The sequence below is a fragment of the Olivibacter sp. CPCC 100613 genome, assembly GCF_036959255.1.
Lineage (GTDB): Bacteria > Bacteroidota > Bacteroidia > Sphingobacteriales > Sphingobacteriaceae > Olivibacter.
Window position 1 is genome coordinate 217,790 of the sequence record NZ_JAWMTI010000002.1, and the last position, 19,412, is coordinate 237,201.

15 protein-coding genes are annotated in these 19,412 nt (G+C 41.9%); 2 read left to right on the forward strand and 13 right to left on the reverse strand.

The genetic code is table 11. The annotated features are described in order from the left end of the window. Positions 1-21: 21 nt before the first annotated feature. From RYH73_RS07320 to RYH73_RS07335, 4 genes are all read right to left on the reverse strand, one after another. The gene (locus RYH73_RS07320) at positions 22-3,342 is read right to left on the reverse strand and encodes a SusC/RagA family TonB-linked outer membrane protein (protein WP_335312765.1); all 3,321 of its coding nucleotides are present in this window, start codon (positions 3,340-3,342) and stop codon (positions 22-24) included. Between the two features lie 146 nt (positions 3,343-3,488). After that, complete coding sequence (locus RYH73_RS07325) at positions 3,489-4,418, reverse strand: FecR family protein (protein WP_335312766.1); 930 nt, start codon at positions 4,416-4,418, stop codon at positions 3,489-3,491. Positions 4,419-4,480: 62 nt separating this feature from the next. Beyond that, positions 4,481-5,080, reverse strand: a complete 600-nt coding sequence (locus tag RYH73_RS07330) for an RNA polymerase sigma factor (protein ID WP_335312767.1) — start codon at positions 5,078-5,080, stop codon at positions 4,481-4,483. A 207-nt stretch (positions 5,081-5,287) separates the two neighbouring features. Continuing rightward, entirely contained in the window at positions 5,288-5,620 is a 333-nt protein-coding gene (locus tag RYH73_RS07335; RefSeq protein WP_335312768.1) for a hypothetical protein, read from the reverse strand. Positions 5,621-6,123: 503 nt separating this feature from the next. On the opposite strand from RYH73_RS07335, the gene mgtE reads away from it, so the two are divergent. After that, positions 6,124-7,440 carry a magnesium transporter gene (gene mgtE, locus RYH73_RS07340; RefSeq protein ID WP_335312769.1) on the forward strand — a complete coding sequence of 439 codons (1,317 nt, stop codon included), beginning with the start codon at positions 6,124-6,126 and terminating at the stop codon, positions 7,438-7,440. 63 nt (positions 7,441-7,503) lie between these two features. Here mgtE and RYH73_RS07345 read toward each other — a convergent pair whose 3' ends face one another. From RYH73_RS07345 to RYH73_RS07360, 4 genes are all read right to left on the reverse strand, one after another. Further along, the gene (locus RYH73_RS07345) at positions 7,504-8,214 is read right to left on the reverse strand and encodes a superoxide dismutase (protein ID WP_335312770.1); all 711 of its coding nucleotides are present in this window, start codon (positions 8,212-8,214) and stop codon (positions 7,504-7,506) included. 10 nt (positions 8,215-8,224) lie between these two features. Further along, complete coding sequence (locus tag RYH73_RS07350) at positions 8,225-8,728, reverse strand: c-type cytochrome (RefSeq protein ID WP_335312771.1); 504 nt, start codon at positions 8,726-8,728, stop codon at positions 8,225-8,227. 11 nt (positions 8,729-8,739) lie between these two features. Beyond that, positions 8,740-9,336 (reverse strand): SCO family protein, encoded by a 597-nt coding sequence (locus RYH73_RS07355; RefSeq protein WP_335312772.1) that lies wholly within the window; start codon positions 9,334-9,336, stop codon positions 8,740-8,742. Positions 9,337-9,423: 87 nt separating this feature from the next. Continuing rightward, complete coding sequence (locus RYH73_RS07360) at positions 9,424-10,284, reverse strand: FixH family protein (protein WP_335312773.1); 861 nt, start codon at positions 10,282-10,284, stop codon at positions 9,424-9,426. A gap of 89 nt (positions 10,285-10,373) precedes the next feature. Here RYH73_RS07360 and RYH73_RS07365 point away from each other — a divergent pair, with 89 nt between their 5' ends. Further along, on the forward strand, positions 10,374-10,529 hold the full coding sequence (locus tag RYH73_RS07365; protein WP_335312774.1) for a hypothetical protein: 156 nt from the start codon (positions 10,374-10,376) through the stop codon (positions 10,527-10,529). Positions 10,530-10,925: 396 nt separating this feature from the next. Here the strand turns inward: RYH73_RS07365 and RYH73_RS07370 are convergent, their stop codons facing one another. The 5 genes from RYH73_RS07370 to RYH73_RS07390 all read right to left on the reverse strand — a co-directional run bounded on the left by RYH73_RS07370 (position 10,926) and on the right by RYH73_RS07390 (position 19,403). After that, a complete protein-coding gene (locus RYH73_RS07370; RefSeq protein WP_335312775.1) occupies positions 10,926-11,300 on the reverse strand; it encodes a hypothetical protein in 375 nt (124 codons plus the stop codon). A gap of 121 nt (positions 11,301-11,421) precedes the next feature. Further along, positions 11,422-13,074 carry an RICIN domain-containing protein gene (locus RYH73_RS07375; protein ID WP_335312776.1) on the reverse strand — a complete coding sequence of 551 codons (1,653 nt, stop codon included), beginning with the start codon at positions 13,072-13,074 and terminating at the stop codon, positions 11,422-11,424. A gap of 63 nt (positions 13,075-13,137) precedes the next feature. Next, a complete protein-coding gene (locus RYH73_RS07380; RefSeq protein WP_335312777.1) occupies positions 13,138-15,462 on the reverse strand; it encodes a GH92 family glycosyl hydrolase in 2,325 nt (774 codons plus the stop codon). Positions 15,463-15,466: 4 nt separating this feature from the next. Beyond that, positions 15,467-16,849 (reverse strand): SGNH/GDSL hydrolase family protein, encoded by a 1,383-nt coding sequence (locus RYH73_RS07385; RefSeq protein ID WP_335312778.1) that lies wholly within the window; start codon positions 16,847-16,849, stop codon positions 15,467-15,469. Between the two features lie 10 nt (positions 16,850-16,859). Next, positions 16,860-19,403, reverse strand: a complete 2,544-nt coding sequence (locus RYH73_RS07390) for a glycoside hydrolase family 38 C-terminal domain-containing protein (protein ID WP_335312779.1) — start codon at positions 19,401-19,403, stop codon at positions 16,860-16,862. Between the last annotated feature and the right edge of the window lie 9 nt (positions 19,404-19,412).

Genomic DNA, 19,412 nt, shown 5'->3' on the forward strand with positions numbered 1-19,412 from the left:
ATTTTGTAAACCCATAAACCTTTAAAAGCTAAGATTCGCTCCTATCGTGAATGAGCGAATACTTGGATACTGATCGCGATTATCGTATCCCGGGTTGAGCCCGGCGCGACTGACTTCGGGATCGATCCCCTTATAACCGGTTATAATGAAAGTGTTTAGACTGGATGCGTATACGCGTAAACTCTTCACACCTTTCCATGTATCAGATTTAAAGGTATAGCCCAATGTAATGTTATCGATTTTCCAATGATCGCCGTCCTCCACATAATAGCTATTGAACTCACCGGGTACAAGTTTGTTTAATATGGCTTTCCCATAAATTTTGTCATAAGCAGATTTTAAACGGTTATACTGTTCTAAATTTGTATTTTCATAATACATCCGTGCCCCATTGATAATTTGATAACCAAAGGCACCACGCATACTGATGTTCAGATCGAATCGTTTGTATTGAAATGAATGGTTCCATCCCGCATACCATTTAGGAAGTCCATTTCCAATAACTTTCTTGTCTTCAAACGCTCTTGTAAAATCATCATAGGCAACCGGATTGCCATCTCTCCCTTCATAAATCCATTTACCATCGTCCGAAACATCTATCACTTTAAACCCGTAAAAATTGCCGATTTTATCTCCCACACGCACAATATGTGATTCGGTCTTAACCGGTTCGCTAATCCACCCGGTCATAAAATAATCACTTGAAGATTGATACAATTCATTTGACAGGCTGATCAATTCATTGCTGTTGGTCGAAAAATTAATGGAAGTGGACCAATTAAACTCCTTCTTTCTAATGGGATTGAAGGATAGGAGAACTTCTACCCCTCTATTGCGCATTTTACCTACGTTGGCTCTGGTGGTTTTATATAAATTTGGCGGACTGGGCACGGCATAATCGTAAAGCAATCCATTTATGTCGCGGTTGTATAGATCAATACTTCCACTGACCCGGCTGTCAAACATGCTAAAGTCCACGCCAAAATTGGTTTCATGCTTTTCTTCCCAGCGCAAGTATTCATTTGGGTTTTGCGAAGGGGCCAAGGTCTGTATCCAATTCCCATTGGAATAGAAATAATCGCCGTAATTCAGCAAGGCTACTCCTAAAAAGGAGGCGTCTGGCTGACTCCCTGTCACCCCATAACCGGCACGAAACTTTAAATCATCGAAAAGGTGCTGATTCTGCATGAAGGGTTCTTTGGTTAATCGCCATCCAAGGGAAATCGCCGGAAACGTACCCCAAGGGCTTTGGGTTCCATACAGCTGACTTGCAGCTTCATGCCGAACACTTGCCAGTAATAGATATTTATCTTGGTAAGAATAGGTAAGCCGACCGAAGAAACCGATTAAATTGGTTGTTCTTCGGGCTGTTATTTCCTCCGTCAAACCTTCTTTTAAAGCCCTCCCTGCACTTATATTATGGTAGCTGAAATTATCTGTCGGAAAATCCCAATTGGTCATTTTTTGCGAGGTGTAATCCGTTTCCTGATAACTATATCCGCCCAATAAATTAAAGGAATGCCCCTTTATTTCCTTGCTATATTGAGCAGTCAGTTCCATTAATTTGGTCATGTTTGCATTGGAGCCTACAGCGGCATAGCCATTTCTACCGTCGCGCAGGGTAGATATATGATTTTTAGTTTCATAATACCCGCCATTTTGTTGGCTTTTTACATAAGATAAAAGCGCATTTAATTTCAAATCGGCAATGGGTTTGTAGCTGATATTACCATTATAGCGCATTTCTGAAATTTCTTGTTTACCATCACTTTCGTAAAGACGGGCCAAGGGATTTTCGTACTCAAAGAGCCCGGGTTGCTCTTGCCAATGGCCTTCTGTATCATAAATGGGCGCCGTTGGGTTTCTGATGAGCGCTTGTCGGTATACATAGGCATTGAAACCATATCCGTCAGCAGTAGCGGTGTAATTAGTTTGATTACCGATCATACTGAAATTAACGTTTACTTTATCGTTAAATAAAGATTGATTTATCTCCAGTCGTCCTTGAAAGACGTTGTTGTCCGACTTTTTGAATATTCCTTGCAGGGCCCGATAGTTGAGGCTAGCGATGTAATTGGTTTGATGATTTCCTCCGCGAAAAGCGAGGTTGTGCACATGGCTTATCGGAGCGCTTGTAATTTCGTCCAACCAATCGGTAGATGCTCCTAAGTCCCAAGATGCATCCCGCTCACCTGCAGCAATCTGTGTTCTATAATTAGCGGCCGTCAACATATCCAGTTTACGACCAATTTGCGCAGTGCTGGCATAAACTCCATAGTCCACCTGGTTAATTCCATCACCTTTCGCTTTCTTTGTCGTAATCAAGATCACCCCATTGGTTCCTCTTGTGCCATAAATCGCAGCTGCAGAGCCATCTTTCAGTACATCTACACTCTCAATATCTTCCAGCGCCACGGTATTGAAAGTACCTGGTACTCCATCGATCAATACAAGAGGATCCGAATTGGCTCCCAGTATCGTTGTATTCCCCCTGAGCAGAACCTGCGTATTCGCTGTCGGATCACCACTTGGGTTCGTAATCGTTAAACCCGCTACCTTACCTTGGATCAGTTGACCGGCGTCTCTAACAGCCCCCTTTAGGAAATCTTCCGATTTAACGGTCGCTACTGAGCTGGTAAGATCACCCTTGCGTTGGGTTCCATAACCAATAACTACCACTTCCTCCAAGTTATTTTCGAGACTTTGCAAAACGACGTTAAGGGTATTGGCTTCGGTAAGGAGTATTTCCTCTGTACGAAATCCCATGTACGAAAAGATTAGCCGTTTGGCATTTTCGGGAATTGCCAAATGAAAAGCCCCATTTTCATCGGTGGTCGTGCCCCGATTTGTTTCATCAAGCCTTACACTCACCCCAGGCAGGGTTGTTCCATTTTGGTCCACTACAAGTCCTTTGATTTGACGTGTCTGTAAAGGTTTTGCGCTGCTCTTTTCCTCTACAGCAGGTGATTGGCGGCTTTGCTTTTTTTCGCTGATAATGAGACTTTCGCTCCGCAATTCATAGCTTAACTTGGTGCTTTTCAAAAGATGATCGAGCACAACTGACAGTTGCTCCTTCTCTGCAGCTACGTGTAATTTTGGGTAAGCATCTACCAGTGCTTCGTTATAGATGATGCGCAAACCTGTCAGTTTTCCAAGTTCTTGTAATATACTTTTCAAAGAAGCACTATTTTTATGAATAGTTACCCTGGTTTCACGCAGCGACTGTTTTTCCTTGGCCTCCCCATAAACAAAAGGTATCTGTAAACATAAAATAATACATAATAAACCCAGGGTATCCCGCCATTTTTTTATCAATGTGGGCATTTTAATATAGATTTCCATATCTTTAATTTGTTCGGTTAATTGGCATATTTACTGAATAGGCATGATTAGGTGATTCGCGTTGCAAAATCATGCCATCAGGAACAGGACACTATGTTCTGTTCCTATTTTTTCATTTCGTTTTCTTTTATTCCATTAATTGATATTTAGTATAAGGTTACCTCTTGATGTTCATTCCATGTATATTGAAAATTATTGGCTTTCGCTAGTTCATAGATAATATCAACTGGCTTATCTGAAAGATTAAAGCTTGCGGAAAACCGGACATGGTTTAGTTTTTTATTTTTTATAACAATCTGTATCCCATAAACTTGAGCCAGTTTTACAACTGCTTCCACGATGGTTTGGTCTTCAAAATAAATTCGGTTCCAATTACTTGCCAACAAAGCATCTACGGGCTGCTTGATCGGTGCTTGATCGTTCATAATGAGCACCTGTTCATTCGGATTTAAATAAAGTGGTTTCGTTCGTTTTTCGGGTGCCTTCACGGTAACAGCAACTTTACCTTTTCTGAGTGTTACGGTTTCCATACTCGCCTTTGTATTAATATTAAAGGCAGTACCGAGAACCATGGTTTGACTTTGCTTCGTTTCCACAACAAAAGGCTTATGCCGATTGGCGGCGACATCGAAATAAGCCTCACCTTCCAGAAGAGTCACTTTTCGCTCCTTGAGACCAAAATTTTTCGAATAACTACATTTGCTCTCTTCATTTAAAATAATAACGGAACCGTCTCCCATACGGATTCGTATTTTTTGATTTTTTGGCGCAGAAATGACGAACTCTTTGGCATCGTTTTGTTTGATGTCGCTCAGCCAATAGTTGATCCCGGTAAAACAAAGAGCAAAACAAACAACACTTATCGATGCTTTTGCCGCAATCCGCTTATATCGGTTCAATTGAATCTGTTTATCGATTTTCTTCTTTACTTGCTTTTTCAGCACAAAGTCCTCTTGATCATACCTCTCAGTTTTTTGTCGCCGATCAATCCAGGCATCAACGTGCAACCGTTCCTCTTCGCTAAGGTCATTGTTCATGTATTTTTTAAGTAGATCGGCTATTTTATTGGGGTCCATGATCTTTCATTTCACTTAAGTCGTGAAAGATGGCTTAAGGGAGTATAAAAATTTTCATTTTTTTATAAAGTTGTCGATAGGGCGATTAAAAAAAGGATATCATTCCAAAAAGCAGTGGTAGCTAACTTACAACGTAAAAATTTAAGTGCATTACTAATCTGCTTCTTTACCGTAGTTGGAGCAATATGTAATTTCGCAGCGATCGCATTATGATTCAGCTGTTCGTTTCTGCTCAAATCAAAAATTTCCTTTGTCTTCTTTGGCAGTGCACGCGTACAGGTATCTAAAAATAGCGCAAGTTCCCTCGCCGTATGTAAGTCCATAGGTGAAACGGATGTAGCAGAAAATCGGTAATCTTGTTCAAAAGCACGATGTTTTATCTGTTTTCGGATAACATCAATCGCCTGATATTTGGCGCAATGGAGGAGGTATCCTTTCAACGATGCGATGGGTGATAAAGATTTTCGCCGTTCCCATAAAGCCACAAATATGTTCTGCATTATATCCTGTATCATTTCCTCATCAGCCAATAACTTGCTCAAATAACGGAAAAGCACCGATGAATAACGATAATATAACGCATCAAAGGCTTGCTTATCACTATCGATCAACATACCGATTAGCTCCTTATCTAAAAGGGAATCATATTGGTTCGCCTGCATCGCCATCAGGTTTATCTAGAAATGGTTAGTAAAAAACGGCTATTAAATGTCAAACATACGATTATTTTTCATACATCCAAAAAAGACAAAAAAATAAGCGTTAAAAGATGAGGATAAATGACAAGCATATGTTTAGGGGAGACGTAACAACGTCCATGTGGTCAACGGGGCTTTAACCATCATTCAGTTTTTACCAGGCAGCATTTCTTAATTAAAATGTACATGCTGACGAACGTCATTCCCAAATCGATCAGCAACAGAAAAGACAAGCGCAATACCATTATCTAGATTAATGATAACTGCATTTTCCTTTTCCAACGTATCGGCGAACGTGTCAATTACGTATTTTTTATGTACATAATTCCCTTCTTCATTTACATATTGATCAAACCACTTCAGCAGCTCTGCAAAGCTCCTGCAAGGAACGGGATTGATCAATACATCGGGATAACATCTTCTAATAAAACCTACTGTATACATAATTTTGCCCTTAACATTTTTCATAAGAGAAGGCACACAGCGACCTAGTTGTTTTGCCATACAGTGCGCATTTATAGCGCAGTCTTTCACAAAGAAAACCAATGGACTATGCAAATTGAAATTTTTTACACATAAAGGCTGTTATCTTACACGAAACCTCCTTTCTGAAAAACAAACTTAAGATCTCAGACTTCTTATTTATAAAAAGTACACACTACGCTGTGCTAAATATGCGATAGTTTAGGATGTCTCTTTGTGAAAACATTTCTTATTCTGAACAGCATGATGAACACTTGCTTATTATCAACCATTTAGATCAGCATTTAACTCACCCTTCTAATAAAATTCTAATTACTTTCCAAGGTATCCCTAAGCGTTTTCGTTATAAATTAATCCTATATTTGCAAACGGAGAAAAATTAAAAAAATGGATACAGGTCCCAGTTATATCATAAAAAAACGCACGCACTAAACCACGGATTCTTTTCAGCTGTGTGGAATTGATAACGTCGGATGGTTCCCTACTTTTCAATTTTGCATCGTTTATCTGTAAATCATCAAGAAATGAACACTTTTCAAGAAATCCATCCTGCAGACATTGCTGAACAAATCACCCTACTTGATCGTAAAGAAAGAAACATCGTTTTCCTCAAATTACATGGTGAACAAAAAACAGCTGTTTTTTCCTATCTAACCATTGATCTGCAAAAAGAGATCATCAAAAGTTTAGGTGACCGAGACGTTGCTGAGGTCTTGAATAATTTAGAGCCCGATGATCGTACGTCCTTGTTCGAAAATTTTCCCGACGACTTGATTAAACGTAGTATTAATTTATTGAATGATGACGAAAAAGAAGTCGCTTTAAATTTGATCGGGTATCCCGTCGATTGCATTGCCCGACTGATGACACCTAATTATGTACAGGCTAGAGCCGACTGGACGGTACAACAGGTCTTTAGCCATATTAAGAAATTTGGCAAAAAAGCCGAAACGCTCAATCATATTTACATCGTGGACCACCGGAATAAATTGATTGATGACCTGCGGATTGGTCAACTACTGATGGCCGAACCGGAAGATATGCTCCGAAAATTGATGGATGAAAGTTTTATTTCCATTACCACCACGACTCCCATTGAACCGGCATTGGATATTTTTGAAAAGTACGATCGTGCTGCCTTGCCGATTACAACTGAAAAAGGGGTGTTGGTAGGTATTGTTACTTCCGATGATATTTTGGATAAAATGAAAGAATTGGATACGCAAGACATTCAAAAATTCGGAGGTGTGGAAGGTTTGGATCTATCCTATACCCAAACTTCGCTCGTCGATTTAGTTAAAAAAAGGGCCGGGTGGCTTATCATTCTCTTTATAGGTGAAATGTTTACAGCCTCTGCCATGAGCTTCTTCGATGCAGAAATTGAAAAGGCGGTTGTGTTGGCATTGTTTGTTCCACTCATTATATCAAGCGGTGGAAATTCAGGATCGCAGGCCGCCTCTTTGATCATAAGAGCCATGGCCTTAGGTGAGTTAAAGTTATCCGATTGGTGGTACGTTATGCGTAAAGAAATTCTATCAGGTTTTTCGCTTGGTATCATACTCGGTATGATTGGTTTTTTGCGAATTTTTATTTGGCAGCAAGCAGGTATATATAATTACGGAATATATTGGTTTTGGGTCGCCCTAAGTGTTTCTATCGCATTGATTTTCATCGTACTGTGGGGTTCGCTATCTGGATCATTGATTCCTTTTCTGCTAAGAAAACTTGGCATGGATCCCGCAACAGCTTCTGCTCCTTTTGTAGCAACCTTGGTTGACGTGACAGGTTTAATTATTTACTTTTCAGTAGCAGCACTTTTTCTCTCAGGTAAACTTTTGTAAGCTTGGCATAAGTCGTATGTAAAAATCAAGAAGGGATGATCGCGCGCATCCCTTCTTGGGTCTTTACCCCAATCGCTCCGTGACCTTCTCCCAATTGACCACATGCCACCAATTGTCGATATACGCCTGTCGCCTGTTTTGATATTTCAAGTAATAAGCATGCTCCCACACATCCAAGCCTAACAAAGGTTTTGCCGGTACCGATGCTAAGTCCATCAAAGGATTATCCTGATTCGGCGTCGATGTAATTTCCAAACGGTCCATACGATCAACCAACCAAGCCCACCCTGAACCAAACTGATTCAACGCAACTTTTGTAAACTGTTCTTTAAACTGTTCAAAAGAACCGAAAGATGCACGTATCCCATCCGCCAGTTTCCCACTAGGGGCTATAGTGTTCGGTGTCAGGTTTTCCCAGAAAAAATTATGATTCCAGGCCCCACCTGCATTATTTCGAGCTTTCGCCGAATAATTCGCCATTCTTTTAAATAATGCTTCGACTGAAGGCTCGCTTATGTTTTCGGCAAGAATCGCTTCGTTTATCAATTTAACGTACGTAGCATGATGCTTCGTGTAGTGAATCTCCATTGTTCGTTCATCAATATAAGGCGCTAAGTCGCCGAAGCCATAAGGTAATTTCTCTTGTTTAAAGTTCAATAAACTTTCTTTCCTTTCCACTGCCCATATATTTTGCGTGTCGAGCAAATGGCCACCGAGGGTGGTCACCAACAAGCCCTTACCCGTTTGTTTTATAAATTTTCTTCGTGTTTGCATCTTATTCTGTTTAATTTTTTCTTAAATAATCGTAAATCGCTTTCCCCTCCTCTTCCGTCAATTGCTGGTTAATCATCGGTGTTTGATAAGACCTATACAATGCCTTTGCTGCGGGGTCTTCTGCTATCATTTTGTCCGGTGCCAACAACATATTCAAAACCCATTCAGGTGTATGCCGATCGGTTACACCTTGTAAAGGAGGGCCTATTAATTTCGTATCCATCTGATGACACATTGCACATTTTGCAGCGAAGAGCTTCGCTCCTTTTTCCTGCCGTTTTCCATCAAGAGCAGCTGGTTTGAAGTCAGTGATCGGTCCCACACCTTTTGCCATTAAATCTGAAGGTGATACTAAAACCTCTTGACGCGAACTTTGCCCCGAAGCAGCTGATAACTTGCGATTCGCTACCACGGTCTGACTTGTACTACTATCTGAGCCTGTACAAGCTGCAAGCACAAACGGGACGCTTATCAGCAAAAGCTTTTCCATGCCCCACTTAATCTGTAATTTCATCCTTTATTGTTTTATTTTTTGTCTTCTTCCTTTTCTTTTAAGAGTATTTGCATATCCTCAATTAGTTTGGACACCTGTTCATCAACCGTTCCATCGTAGATTCCTCGTATCCGTCTGTGCTGATCAACCAAAGCGAAGCTTCCACTATGAATATAACCACCGGGTGCATCCTCTTCTTCTGCCGCAGCAGCGAAATACGATTTTTCTGCCAATTCATAGACTTGTTCTGCAGATCCTTCCACGAAATGCCACATCGTGGTATCTGCCTTCAGTTTTCTTGCATACTTTTTTAAAACAGGTATGCTGTCATGCTTGGGGTCTATGCTATGCGAAAGGATCGCAACAGACGGATTTCCTTTAAAATGGGATGATACCTTTTGCATATTCTTCGACATGATCGGGCAAATCGTTGGGCAGCTAGTAAAGAAGAAATCGGCTACGTAAATCTTATCGACAAAACTTTCGTTGCTAATCCATACGCTATCCTGATCGAGAAAACGGAAATCTGCTATACGATGCGTTGCATCCCCGTAATAAGGTAATTTTTTATCCTGACAGGCTACCCAGGGAAGTACCATTAGAAAGCCTATAAATAATCTATTTTTCATTCGTAACTAATTTTTGTCCTTTAGGTGTCATGACTGGTTGCTTTATCGTGCAATTTTTTACAATCATGGCGATTTCAGCATTAAAAATTATTCCTTGATCGTTACTTGAAAGGTGATCGGTTCAGTGGAAACTTTTTTTCCATCTTTTAGTAAGCTGGCCCCTATTTCCCATAACCCTGCCATGGGAAGATTGATTTTTCCTTCGTAATTTCCATCTCCTACCGCAGCAGCCGCTACATTTCCCTCAGATCCGTGTCCCATATCCGGCATATGCGTTTCTAACTGGATTTCATACCCCTCAAAGACAGCTGGATATTCGTTTTTACGAATACGGTAAAGGTTAAATCGAGCCGATTGCTCACCTACTTTCAGGGAGTCACTATCCAATAAGGACAGGAAGAAACGTCCTTCCTTCCCGCCATCAAAGGCAATGGTCCTTGGTCTTTCTAAATGTTTGACTTGTAACGGGATATTGACGCGATTTTGCTTTTCTCCCGGTTGATCAACCAATACGTTAAGAACCCAACTATGACCACTTTCTGATGAAGAAGGCATAATAAATACTACACCCCCTCTAAAAAAACCGTCAACAGGCTCTTCTGCAGGTTGTACAGTAGGCGCTCCATGGGCCATCATGCCCATTTTCATCTCGGGCATGAATTGTATATGTGCCTTCTCTATCAAGTTGCCCTTCGCGTTTTCGAGTTTAATAAAAAGATGCTGATAGGTATCAACCAATGAATCATTTGCATAAACGCGGGCGAAGAGCTCGCCGTCAACAGACTGCCCGCTGCCCACCTCTACGAGAGACGCTTCATTAAACGATGTCTTGCTGATCTTTCTATTGTCGTTCTCGACTACCTGATGCTGTTGATTTTGATTACAAGCTGCGAGCCATAAAAGCGTACACAGAAATGATGAGAAAATATGCTTTTTATATATTAACATAACTATTGATATGGATAATAAATTCTTAAACCAAGCACCTGATCAATTTAGCTAAGGTGATGGCTTTTAAACGAACACGATAATTTTCAATGAATAAACAGGGCAATCTAACGGATACAATACTTAATGAATCCATTAGGTTGCTTGTAGGAAATCGACAAAAAGCGGGGGAGGATGAAAAAGATCCGCTAAGTGTTGGTAACGGTATTGCCGTAAATAAGGAGGAGAAGGAGATCTTGGTATAAAAATGAAAGGTTCTTCTAAGCGGACGGTTTCAGGAACAATCATATTAGGTTCTATTTTATCAACTGTTGTTTCCCGACCGTGCTGCGCTGGCTTTCCCCATTTCTTCAATTTCTTCATCAGTACACACTGGCCATTGCAATGCAGAGTCGGCCTACCCCTATTTTCACATAATTCGTTCGCAATAAAATCCCGGTTGGATATAAACCAAGTAAATACACCCAAGCTTCCTAAACATTGGCATGTTAAAACAAGCAATAATAAATAAACGAATGTTTTTCTTAACCCCTTCATTAGATGAACCCTATCACATAGCAATTGATTCGATCAGAACCGATCAAACAAAGACAACCCAATAAGTTTTTTGCTTAATGGGCCTTATTTCAATAAAAAATTTGTTATACCAGCGGTGGGTGAAAAATAGCGCTTAAGACCGGCGCTTGATAAGGGAAGTCGCTTTCGAGGAAATGATTTTCTGTTTCAGTAGCATAAATCGCTTGCTTTAAATCTATGGCAGCAAGTAACCTGTCGATCGGCTGAAAATCTTTTATTTTGGTTTCCGGACTTTTTTTCTCCTGTTCTTGTTCTTTTTTCAGTTCCTTCACTAAAATACACCGCCCACTACAAAGGGGTGCCATTTTGGTGTTTCGATTGATGCATAGGTTTTTGGCAATATAAGCTTGATTTGCATAAAACGCCGTCATGATAAACAAACCGGCACAGGTCTGTAACAACACAATGGGAATGAGTAGTATGATGGCAAAGCGTTTCAAAAGATCAGCATTAAATATTGCGAATATAAGGCTTTGTTATAAAACCTGCAATGGAATTCATCCCCAAATAGCTTTGATAAAAAGTAACCGCCCTCCGAAATTGCTCGGATGGGCGGTACATTTACAAACCAATCATTGTAAAAGGAACACGAATACCCTTCACCCGATAATAATAGGGGTCAATAACCCCGTCTTGACACCCATCCAAGCCACAAGCTGAATAATTCAAGCAATAGGTTAGTAGCAATTCATTTCGCCCATTATCGAAATGAGGGTGAATAGCCGGTGTATAATATCGCGCATATTGTCCATAAAAATATTCACTAATCGTATAAACTGCTTTCCGCTCCGTAAAAGGTCCGGTGGGGTTATCTGCTGTAGCCAAATAAATACGGCGGTTAGCATCGCAATTAAATCCTTGATCCATCGTCATTAAAATGTACTTCCCATTTAGGTAAGATACTGCGCTCGAGCCAAGGCCATCGGTTACTTTTGAAGCTTCCCCTGTTGTCGGAGTTGGACTCCAGGAAGTCCCATTAAAAAACTCCCACTGTTGCGGATCACTTTCCGGAAAACGTGCAACATGGATATAACTTTCATAACCAAAGCCCACCGTTTCACTTCCAAAAGCGTACACATAACCATCTCCCGCCTTCACCATACCGGTAGCATATAAAATAGCTGTTTGTCCGCTTAAGCCAGCCGGTGTTGTTCGCTGCGTTTGCCACGTAGTACCCGTGTTCTGCGTAAATACGTAAAGCGACTGGTCAGTGGCGTTTAAACCAGAACCTTCACCACAGTGAACATAAACCTTATCGCCTATTTCCACCCCCATACCGGGCCAGGCAAACGTATTATTAGCTTGAATGGTACAAACCTGCCTCGGTCGTCCATTTGCACCTCCCGGAACAGTTACATTGGGCGTGTGCAAATTATTCCAGTCTGAAATGGAGGGTTGCAAAAGCATGGAATTTCCATAGCTGAAAAAGTAATTACAAGGGAATTTGTCATCGGGTGTTAGGGAGGTTCCATCCCAAGCATCCTGTGTCACCCACAATACTTTACCTGCATTGCTGCCCCAGCTTAATGGAATACTATTTCCTTGATCAAAGGCAACCGAACCCTGTTCCGATTCATTGCGGTTGAAAAACCGAACAACTTCATCGTCCCGATAGGTATCTTCCTCTTCCAAACTAATTATCCAATATTGACGGTTGTCATTTGCGGTTTGTTCTTGAACAATCGCTGCCCCATTGTTTGTCGCCCCATTCGCTACGGCTAATACCAAACCATTTCCTTTATTGACTAATTTTACCGAAGTACCATCTGACTGTTCTTCCAGACGCCATAATTGTTGATCGGCCAAAAAAGGAAAGGCCGCATATTGCTGTATTGGCAGACCGATCGAATCCGATCCCTCCGGTACATCCATCAACTTCCCGCTATGTAAATTTCTGATTTGGTAGTACTTCACACCATCAACAGTAGAACGATATATCAAATGCCACTTTTGCCATCGATTTTGCTTCCCATCAAGGGAAGAAGTCTCCCATAGTTGCAATTTCGCCTGGTCGTCAAATTTTCTGTTGTAGAGTGGGTCACCGCCCACTTCCATAAATTTATTACCTGCTACATTCTTCAAGGTAATCACGCCGTAATCCGGTAAGGAGGCAAGTTGCAAAGAAGTAGGCTCTGCTACTTCTTTCATGACACGTTGACAAGCGCTGAGCAATAACAGACAGCATAGACTTGTAAGTAATACTTGTTTCTTCATAACTTAGCATTTAATTATTTTAAAAGCATCACTTTTCATCTATTCACATTAGGTTTTTAAGGTTTAGGTTGGGTTATCGGTCATTTCCAGCGTGAGTTCGCCGCCCTTGGTGAGATCTTCGTGCCGAAGATTATAATGAGGATAAACCTTTCCGTTTAAGCGCATAGCGCGGATGTAACGATTATGAGAAGAATTATTGGGTGCACTGATCGTGAAATAGATATCCTTCCCTTCCTTGCTGTCGGTCCGAATACGAATGCGATTGAATACCGGACTGGTGATCTCATAGGTTCCATCAGCTGCTGCTATCGGGTGGATTCCACAAGCGGCCAATACATACCATGCAGACATCTGCCCAACGTCTTCATTTCCGACCAAGCCCTTTTCAACGGCATTATGATACGCTTGTTCGCAAATTTGTCGTGTCCATTTTTGGGTCAAGGAGGGCTTCCCTAATTTGTTGAATAAAAACGGAACATGATGAACAGGTTCATTGGCGTGGTTGTAAAAGTCATTCCAACTGAAATCGGCAGGTGTATGTTCAAAAAAAGATTGTAGATCTTCCAACATGCGCTCCTTCCCTCCCATTAAAGTCGCTAAACCTCCCACATCATGAGGCACGAACCAGCCCTGTTGATAAGGATTACATTCAATGGTGCCATACCAATGTTCTTCCCTTCCCTTCGCTGGCCAAGGCAACCAGTTGCCGGCATTATCCTTCGGTCTAAACCAAGCTTTCTCTTTATCAAATAAATTTTGATAGGCCATCGCCCGTTTCAGGAATTTGTTTGCATCTGCTTGCTTGCCGAGCTTTTCCGCCAGTTTTCCCAGGCACCAGTCGTTGTAAGCATATTCAAGCGTTAACGAAATACCCTGACTGCCTGCAGTGTAGTGTTGACTTCCATTGCCGAATTTCTCCAATGAACCCATAGCCAACCGGTAAGCGGCCTCCACATCATAATTACGGATGCCCTTTGCATACGCTTCCGATAGCACATTGACTGCAGGGTTACCGATCATACACCCCGAATAAGCATTCAGCAATTCCCACCGTTCAAAATAATTTTTATTTTTTTCTTCCGCCAAATCCGTCAGCGATTGGATCAGGTCGCCCACCACTTGCGGATTTATTAGGGTTTGTAGCGGGATTTGACTTCTGAACACATCCCAACCACTGAAAATAGTTCTTCGTACATGCCCGCTACGCGCCTGATGTATTTTCCCATCCCCTCCGGGGAAACGACCATCTACATCCTGTAAACTACGCGGATCGAGCATTGTACGATACAAAGCCGTATAAAACACGGTCTTTTCTTCTTCTGTCCCCCCTTCTACCTGTATCTTACTCAAAGCATCCGACCAACTTTTCCGTCCTTCTGCATATACCTTATCAAAATTCCAGTCTTTTATTTCTGCCTTTAAATTTCGTTCGGCTCCAGCCTCATCCACAAACGAAATAGCCGCTTTCATCAGTACTTGCTCTTGATCCGCTGCGGCAAATGTGGTATAAAAACCCATATGTTTACCCTCCGCTTCTTTCCTTCCCGGAAGTACCTCCGCATCGGCGATCCATTGTTGATAGTAATCGGCCTCTACATTTTCCCTTTTCCTTTCAGCCGTATCGGGAATTGATGCTTTCCATACACCAACATTTTTCAGCGGTTTGCTGAATTCGACATAAAAATAGACTGTATAATCAGCCTGTCCATCCCCGTTTCCCCAACCACCTCCATCTGGCGTACAACGCATCCAACCTGAAATGCTGTGCTCATCTCGAACACGGACGCATTGAGCGGTAGAGGTTCCTCCCACACGCCTGGCTAGGTCAATCTGGATACGCGCCTCTTCGCTTTTCGGAAAAGTAAAACGAAGTATACCACTATGTGGCGCCGCCGTCATCTCAGCCCGAATACCATAATCACTTAATGTTACACTGTAATAGCCCGCTGAAGCTTTCTCCGATTTTTTATCGTAATGACTTCTATAACCATCGGTCCGTCCTTCCACACCGGCATTAGTTTTTAGCGGTCCTGTCGTAGGCAAAACCAAAAAATTACCCAGATCTCCAAACCAGCCAATACCGCTCATCTGTGTAAAAGCAAAGCCTTCGATAGTCTTGTGCTCATAACTATAGCCCGAACCATTATCTCCACCGGTGATGGTATTAGGACTCAACTGAACCATTCCAAAGGGCATGGTCGCTCCAGGAATTGTTTTTCCTAAACCATGATAAACCCCAGCCGCTCCCACACTAGTGCTGGCTCCTATAAAAGGATTGACATAATCTGCCGGATCCTTTTGTCTTTTGTTTTCGGGGCTTGAGCAAGATAAGCTACCAAACGAAGTCAAAAAAGAAATTGTTAACCCTATACGCAATAATCTGTTCATTTTATTATATCGCTGTTATTGTAATACGATGCCTTTTTGGTTTATTTACCTGATACATTTTTTCACGTATTGCGTGCATACCGTCCTCCAATTGCCTACGTGAACTCAAGACCCGAATCTGCTCGTAGTCGGCAGTCTTCGCTTTTAACCAACCATTATCCTCTTGGTGTTTCATTATGGTATCTCTTGCAACCGCCGAATCATCGAATAATAGTCCTTTTTCTTTTAAGAAGTTATAGTTTACCCAATAGTAATTTCTGAATTTAGTTTCCAATTCGCGATGTTCCCGGTTAAGTCCCATGAGTTCGAGCGCCTGTTTATATTGGGGAGTACGACTTATTTCTGCCAAGTTAATGCCCTTTTCCAATGCTGCAGCATCAAAACTACCCATCCATTCCCCGTCAATTTTTAACGCATAATTTCCGACTTTTAAACCGTTTACAACCAGACGCTCCTGATTAAATTCGTCGGTAAATGGAATGACTTTCAAGGCATCTTTTTGGATCTGGTTATTTTCCCACACCCTAGGCAGCGAGTCAATAGGAAAGGGAAGCGATTTGGCCAAATAATCAAAAGACACACCCGATTCATTTATTTTTAACGATTTAATTTTTGCATTTTCACTTTTCACAAGTTTCTTCGATTGCATGTCAATGGAAATATCAGCAATTGCCTTACCCGCCAATCCTTGCTCCTTTAGGAAGAGATAAGCCATCACAAAATGGCCTGCACTACCGGGGTGAATCCGATCAGGCCCTGTAAGCGTAAAATCGGGCTTCTTTATCTGTTCTCTGTGGGTGATTGCCAGCATAGGATGCAACAGATCAACATACTCCCATCGGTTGTTTTGGGCAACATCTTGTTGAAAGCGCGCAATTTCTTCCATGGTTAGACTTTTGCCGGGAAAATAATTCTTCTCATTCTGCATGGTTTCGTCGTAAGGTGAGGACGACATGATAATCTTACGAAGCCCAGGACGCTCCTTCAAATAATGCGTGATCTTTAAGAAATGAGCATACGAGGTATCCACCGCTGTTTTACGGGTCATTGTTGTTTTCGTGCTATCTTGATATTCAAAATATTTACTGTCGTTCATCCCAAATGTAATGATGAGCACCGAAGGTTCTTTTGCCATAATATCTTTTGGCAACCGATCGTAAATTTGCCCCGCAACATCCCCGCCAATTCCCCCATTAAAAACACGTAATTTCATTTCGGGAAAATGTGTTATATAATACAACCAAATATAATTTTCATAGAGGCCGGCCTCTGTAATACTATTACCGGCAAATACAATCCGATCGCCCTTTTTGAAGGGCTTAATCGATTGTCCATAACTGAGCTTAAAAAGGATAAGCACGACGAATAAAAGATAATTTTTCTTCATTTCACATTCATTATTGCAGTTTAATCCGTATCGTTCGAAAGCCAAAACGCGGCATTTGCAGTTCCAATTTTGTACTATCTGCGTTGTTGATCACGGTTAGATCGCTTATTATTTCTTGATTTAAATTTTCCAGTTGCGCGCGCTTTACCGGAAATTTCATATGGATCGTCATTGGGCCTTCGTCGCCGGCGGCGTTGAAGATACGCAATAATAAATCACGCTGATCGTACTGCATGGCCGTCAATTGATACCCGGGTTTGCTGAAATCAAATAAGGAGCGCACCTTTTCCATTGATCCTTCTACCGGAGTCGATTGCAGCGGATTGGTCACAACTTCGTTCATTTGCCACAGTGCAGCCTTTGCCCAGTTCCCTTGATGGGGCAATAAGCTATAATTTAGCTCGGTAGGTCCATCCAGACAATAATCGCGTCCCCATAAACCTTTCCCTACATATTGTACATTTAACGCCAAAGGGTGTTCTCGACCATGGGCATAAGAAGTTGTATGGTCTGTAAACAATGCCAAACCATCCTTTGCTTCCTGATCGGTTACATCCACCCAATCGAGTAGAACATTATTCTTAATATGATCCCAGCTGCTAAAAAAAGTATGATCAAGACGACTCTCGGTTACGTCAAACGGTGCATTTTTTGCAATGCGTTGTCCTTCTAATTTTGCCGGGAAGAGCAACAGTAATTTGTACTGATCATTATAGAAAGCCTTCTCCCTGTTTTCCAAACGCAGTTGTTCATCGTCGAATTGCCCGATAGATACCTTTCCATTCCAATCAATTTTCAATCGGACATCGATTCGGGGTTCCCCCTTTGTTAAACTGATTTCCTGTGTAAAATCATGGCCGGCGATCTTTCCCTCTATGGCCAGTCTCAAACGTATAGCTCCCTTTTCGATGATCTTGATACTTGCCTTATTTTCAGTACTGGAACGAAAACGCTGTTGATCGTAGAAAAATCCACGCAATTCATTGAATCCCTTATACGTAGTCGTATCCACCCATTCCTTATCCTTCGTATCCTTTAATTTCAGACTGGTCATCACCCCTCCCAAATTTGCATTTAAACGCATAAGATGATTATCCGTTTTGATAATCAGTTCGTCGCCTTCCCAATTCAATTGTGCAAAAGACGTTGATTTGCGTTGTCCTTTCTTCATGTGATATAATTTTTCCCCCATAGCCGGCACATTCGCCTCAAAAAGCAGATGCTTACCGTTCCCCCCTTCGCTCCATTGACTCAGCACTTCCTTTCCATATGGGTCCACTACCACCAAATTTGTATCAATCACCGAATCTGTCATGTGATGGTCAATCACGCCGTTCCTTCCATAAGGTAATACGTTCCTGACCATCAAAGACGATACAGAAGCACGCTTATTTTCTCTCGCTGCTATCACCGAATCGGCAATTTCCAGTGCTGCCCCTGTCCACTGTTTCACCTTTCCCGCCCAATCCACACTGTCTACTTTGTTATAAGGGACAATCCAACAATCGTGATGTTGCGCCAGCAGCAAAGGATGCCAAGCACGCTGAAACGCGATTTCGGGCCAGGGATCTTGGTGCCATATACGATCCATTGCCGCCCACTTTTCAGCCATCAACAGTCGCTGCTCGGCCTTTCGAACTTGCTGTGCAATTCGTTGCAATACTTGGGCACCCCATACAAGACTTACCTGAATATCCTCCTGCGAAAGTCGCCATTTCGCTAAATCTCTGTTTGTGCTTACCTGTTCAAAATAATGTCGCCAAGTCGTGTATACTGTTGGTTGATAGTCCCCTCCTTTGGTACCCAACCAGGGGCCATTTTTCCAGCCGGCATCTTGTAAGCACATACCGAGCGGATGTTCAATACCAGCATCAAAAGCCGCTTGAACGAAATTTTCACTATTATAACTGGCAATTGTTTCCCATGTTGAGCCCGGTTTTAAGGCTTCCATCTCATAACGAGGTACCGTTGGTATGCTGGTGCCATCTGGTCCGACCCAGTCCACCATTTCCTTCCCATAAGCCCGTGTATAACCACCCCAACAAGTATTTGGATTTTTCAAAGAGGCATATTTGATTCCAAAACCGGTTAATATCTGTGGCAGGGCGCTCGTAAAACAGGGTTCTTCAGAAGAATAGGTATCGAATCGAATCGTTGGAAAATGCTTTCGCAAGAGCGCTATTCCATAAGCAAATTGCCGGATAATGCTTTCACCCGAGATATTATATAAATAAGGCTGTCCATAGGTAGGATTCACATACTCCATTCGTCCAGTGTCCGACTGGTCCTTTATCAAAGCAGCGAATCGTTCATAGCCTTCAGGATCTACCCCTTTCACCCAGTCCCACGTCTCCGGTTCAATTTCAAGGTTTAACTTCCAATCTCGGTGTTGTTGCAACTGATCCATTATAAACCGCGTATATTGTGACGGATAGTGCCCCCATTTCCCACCATGGTAACCATCTACAAAATAAACTTTCTGCGCTTGCAGAATTGAATTATTCAGCAAGAAAACACCCAACAGAAAGGCCATTATGAATCGTCGGTTTTTCATCTAACTTGT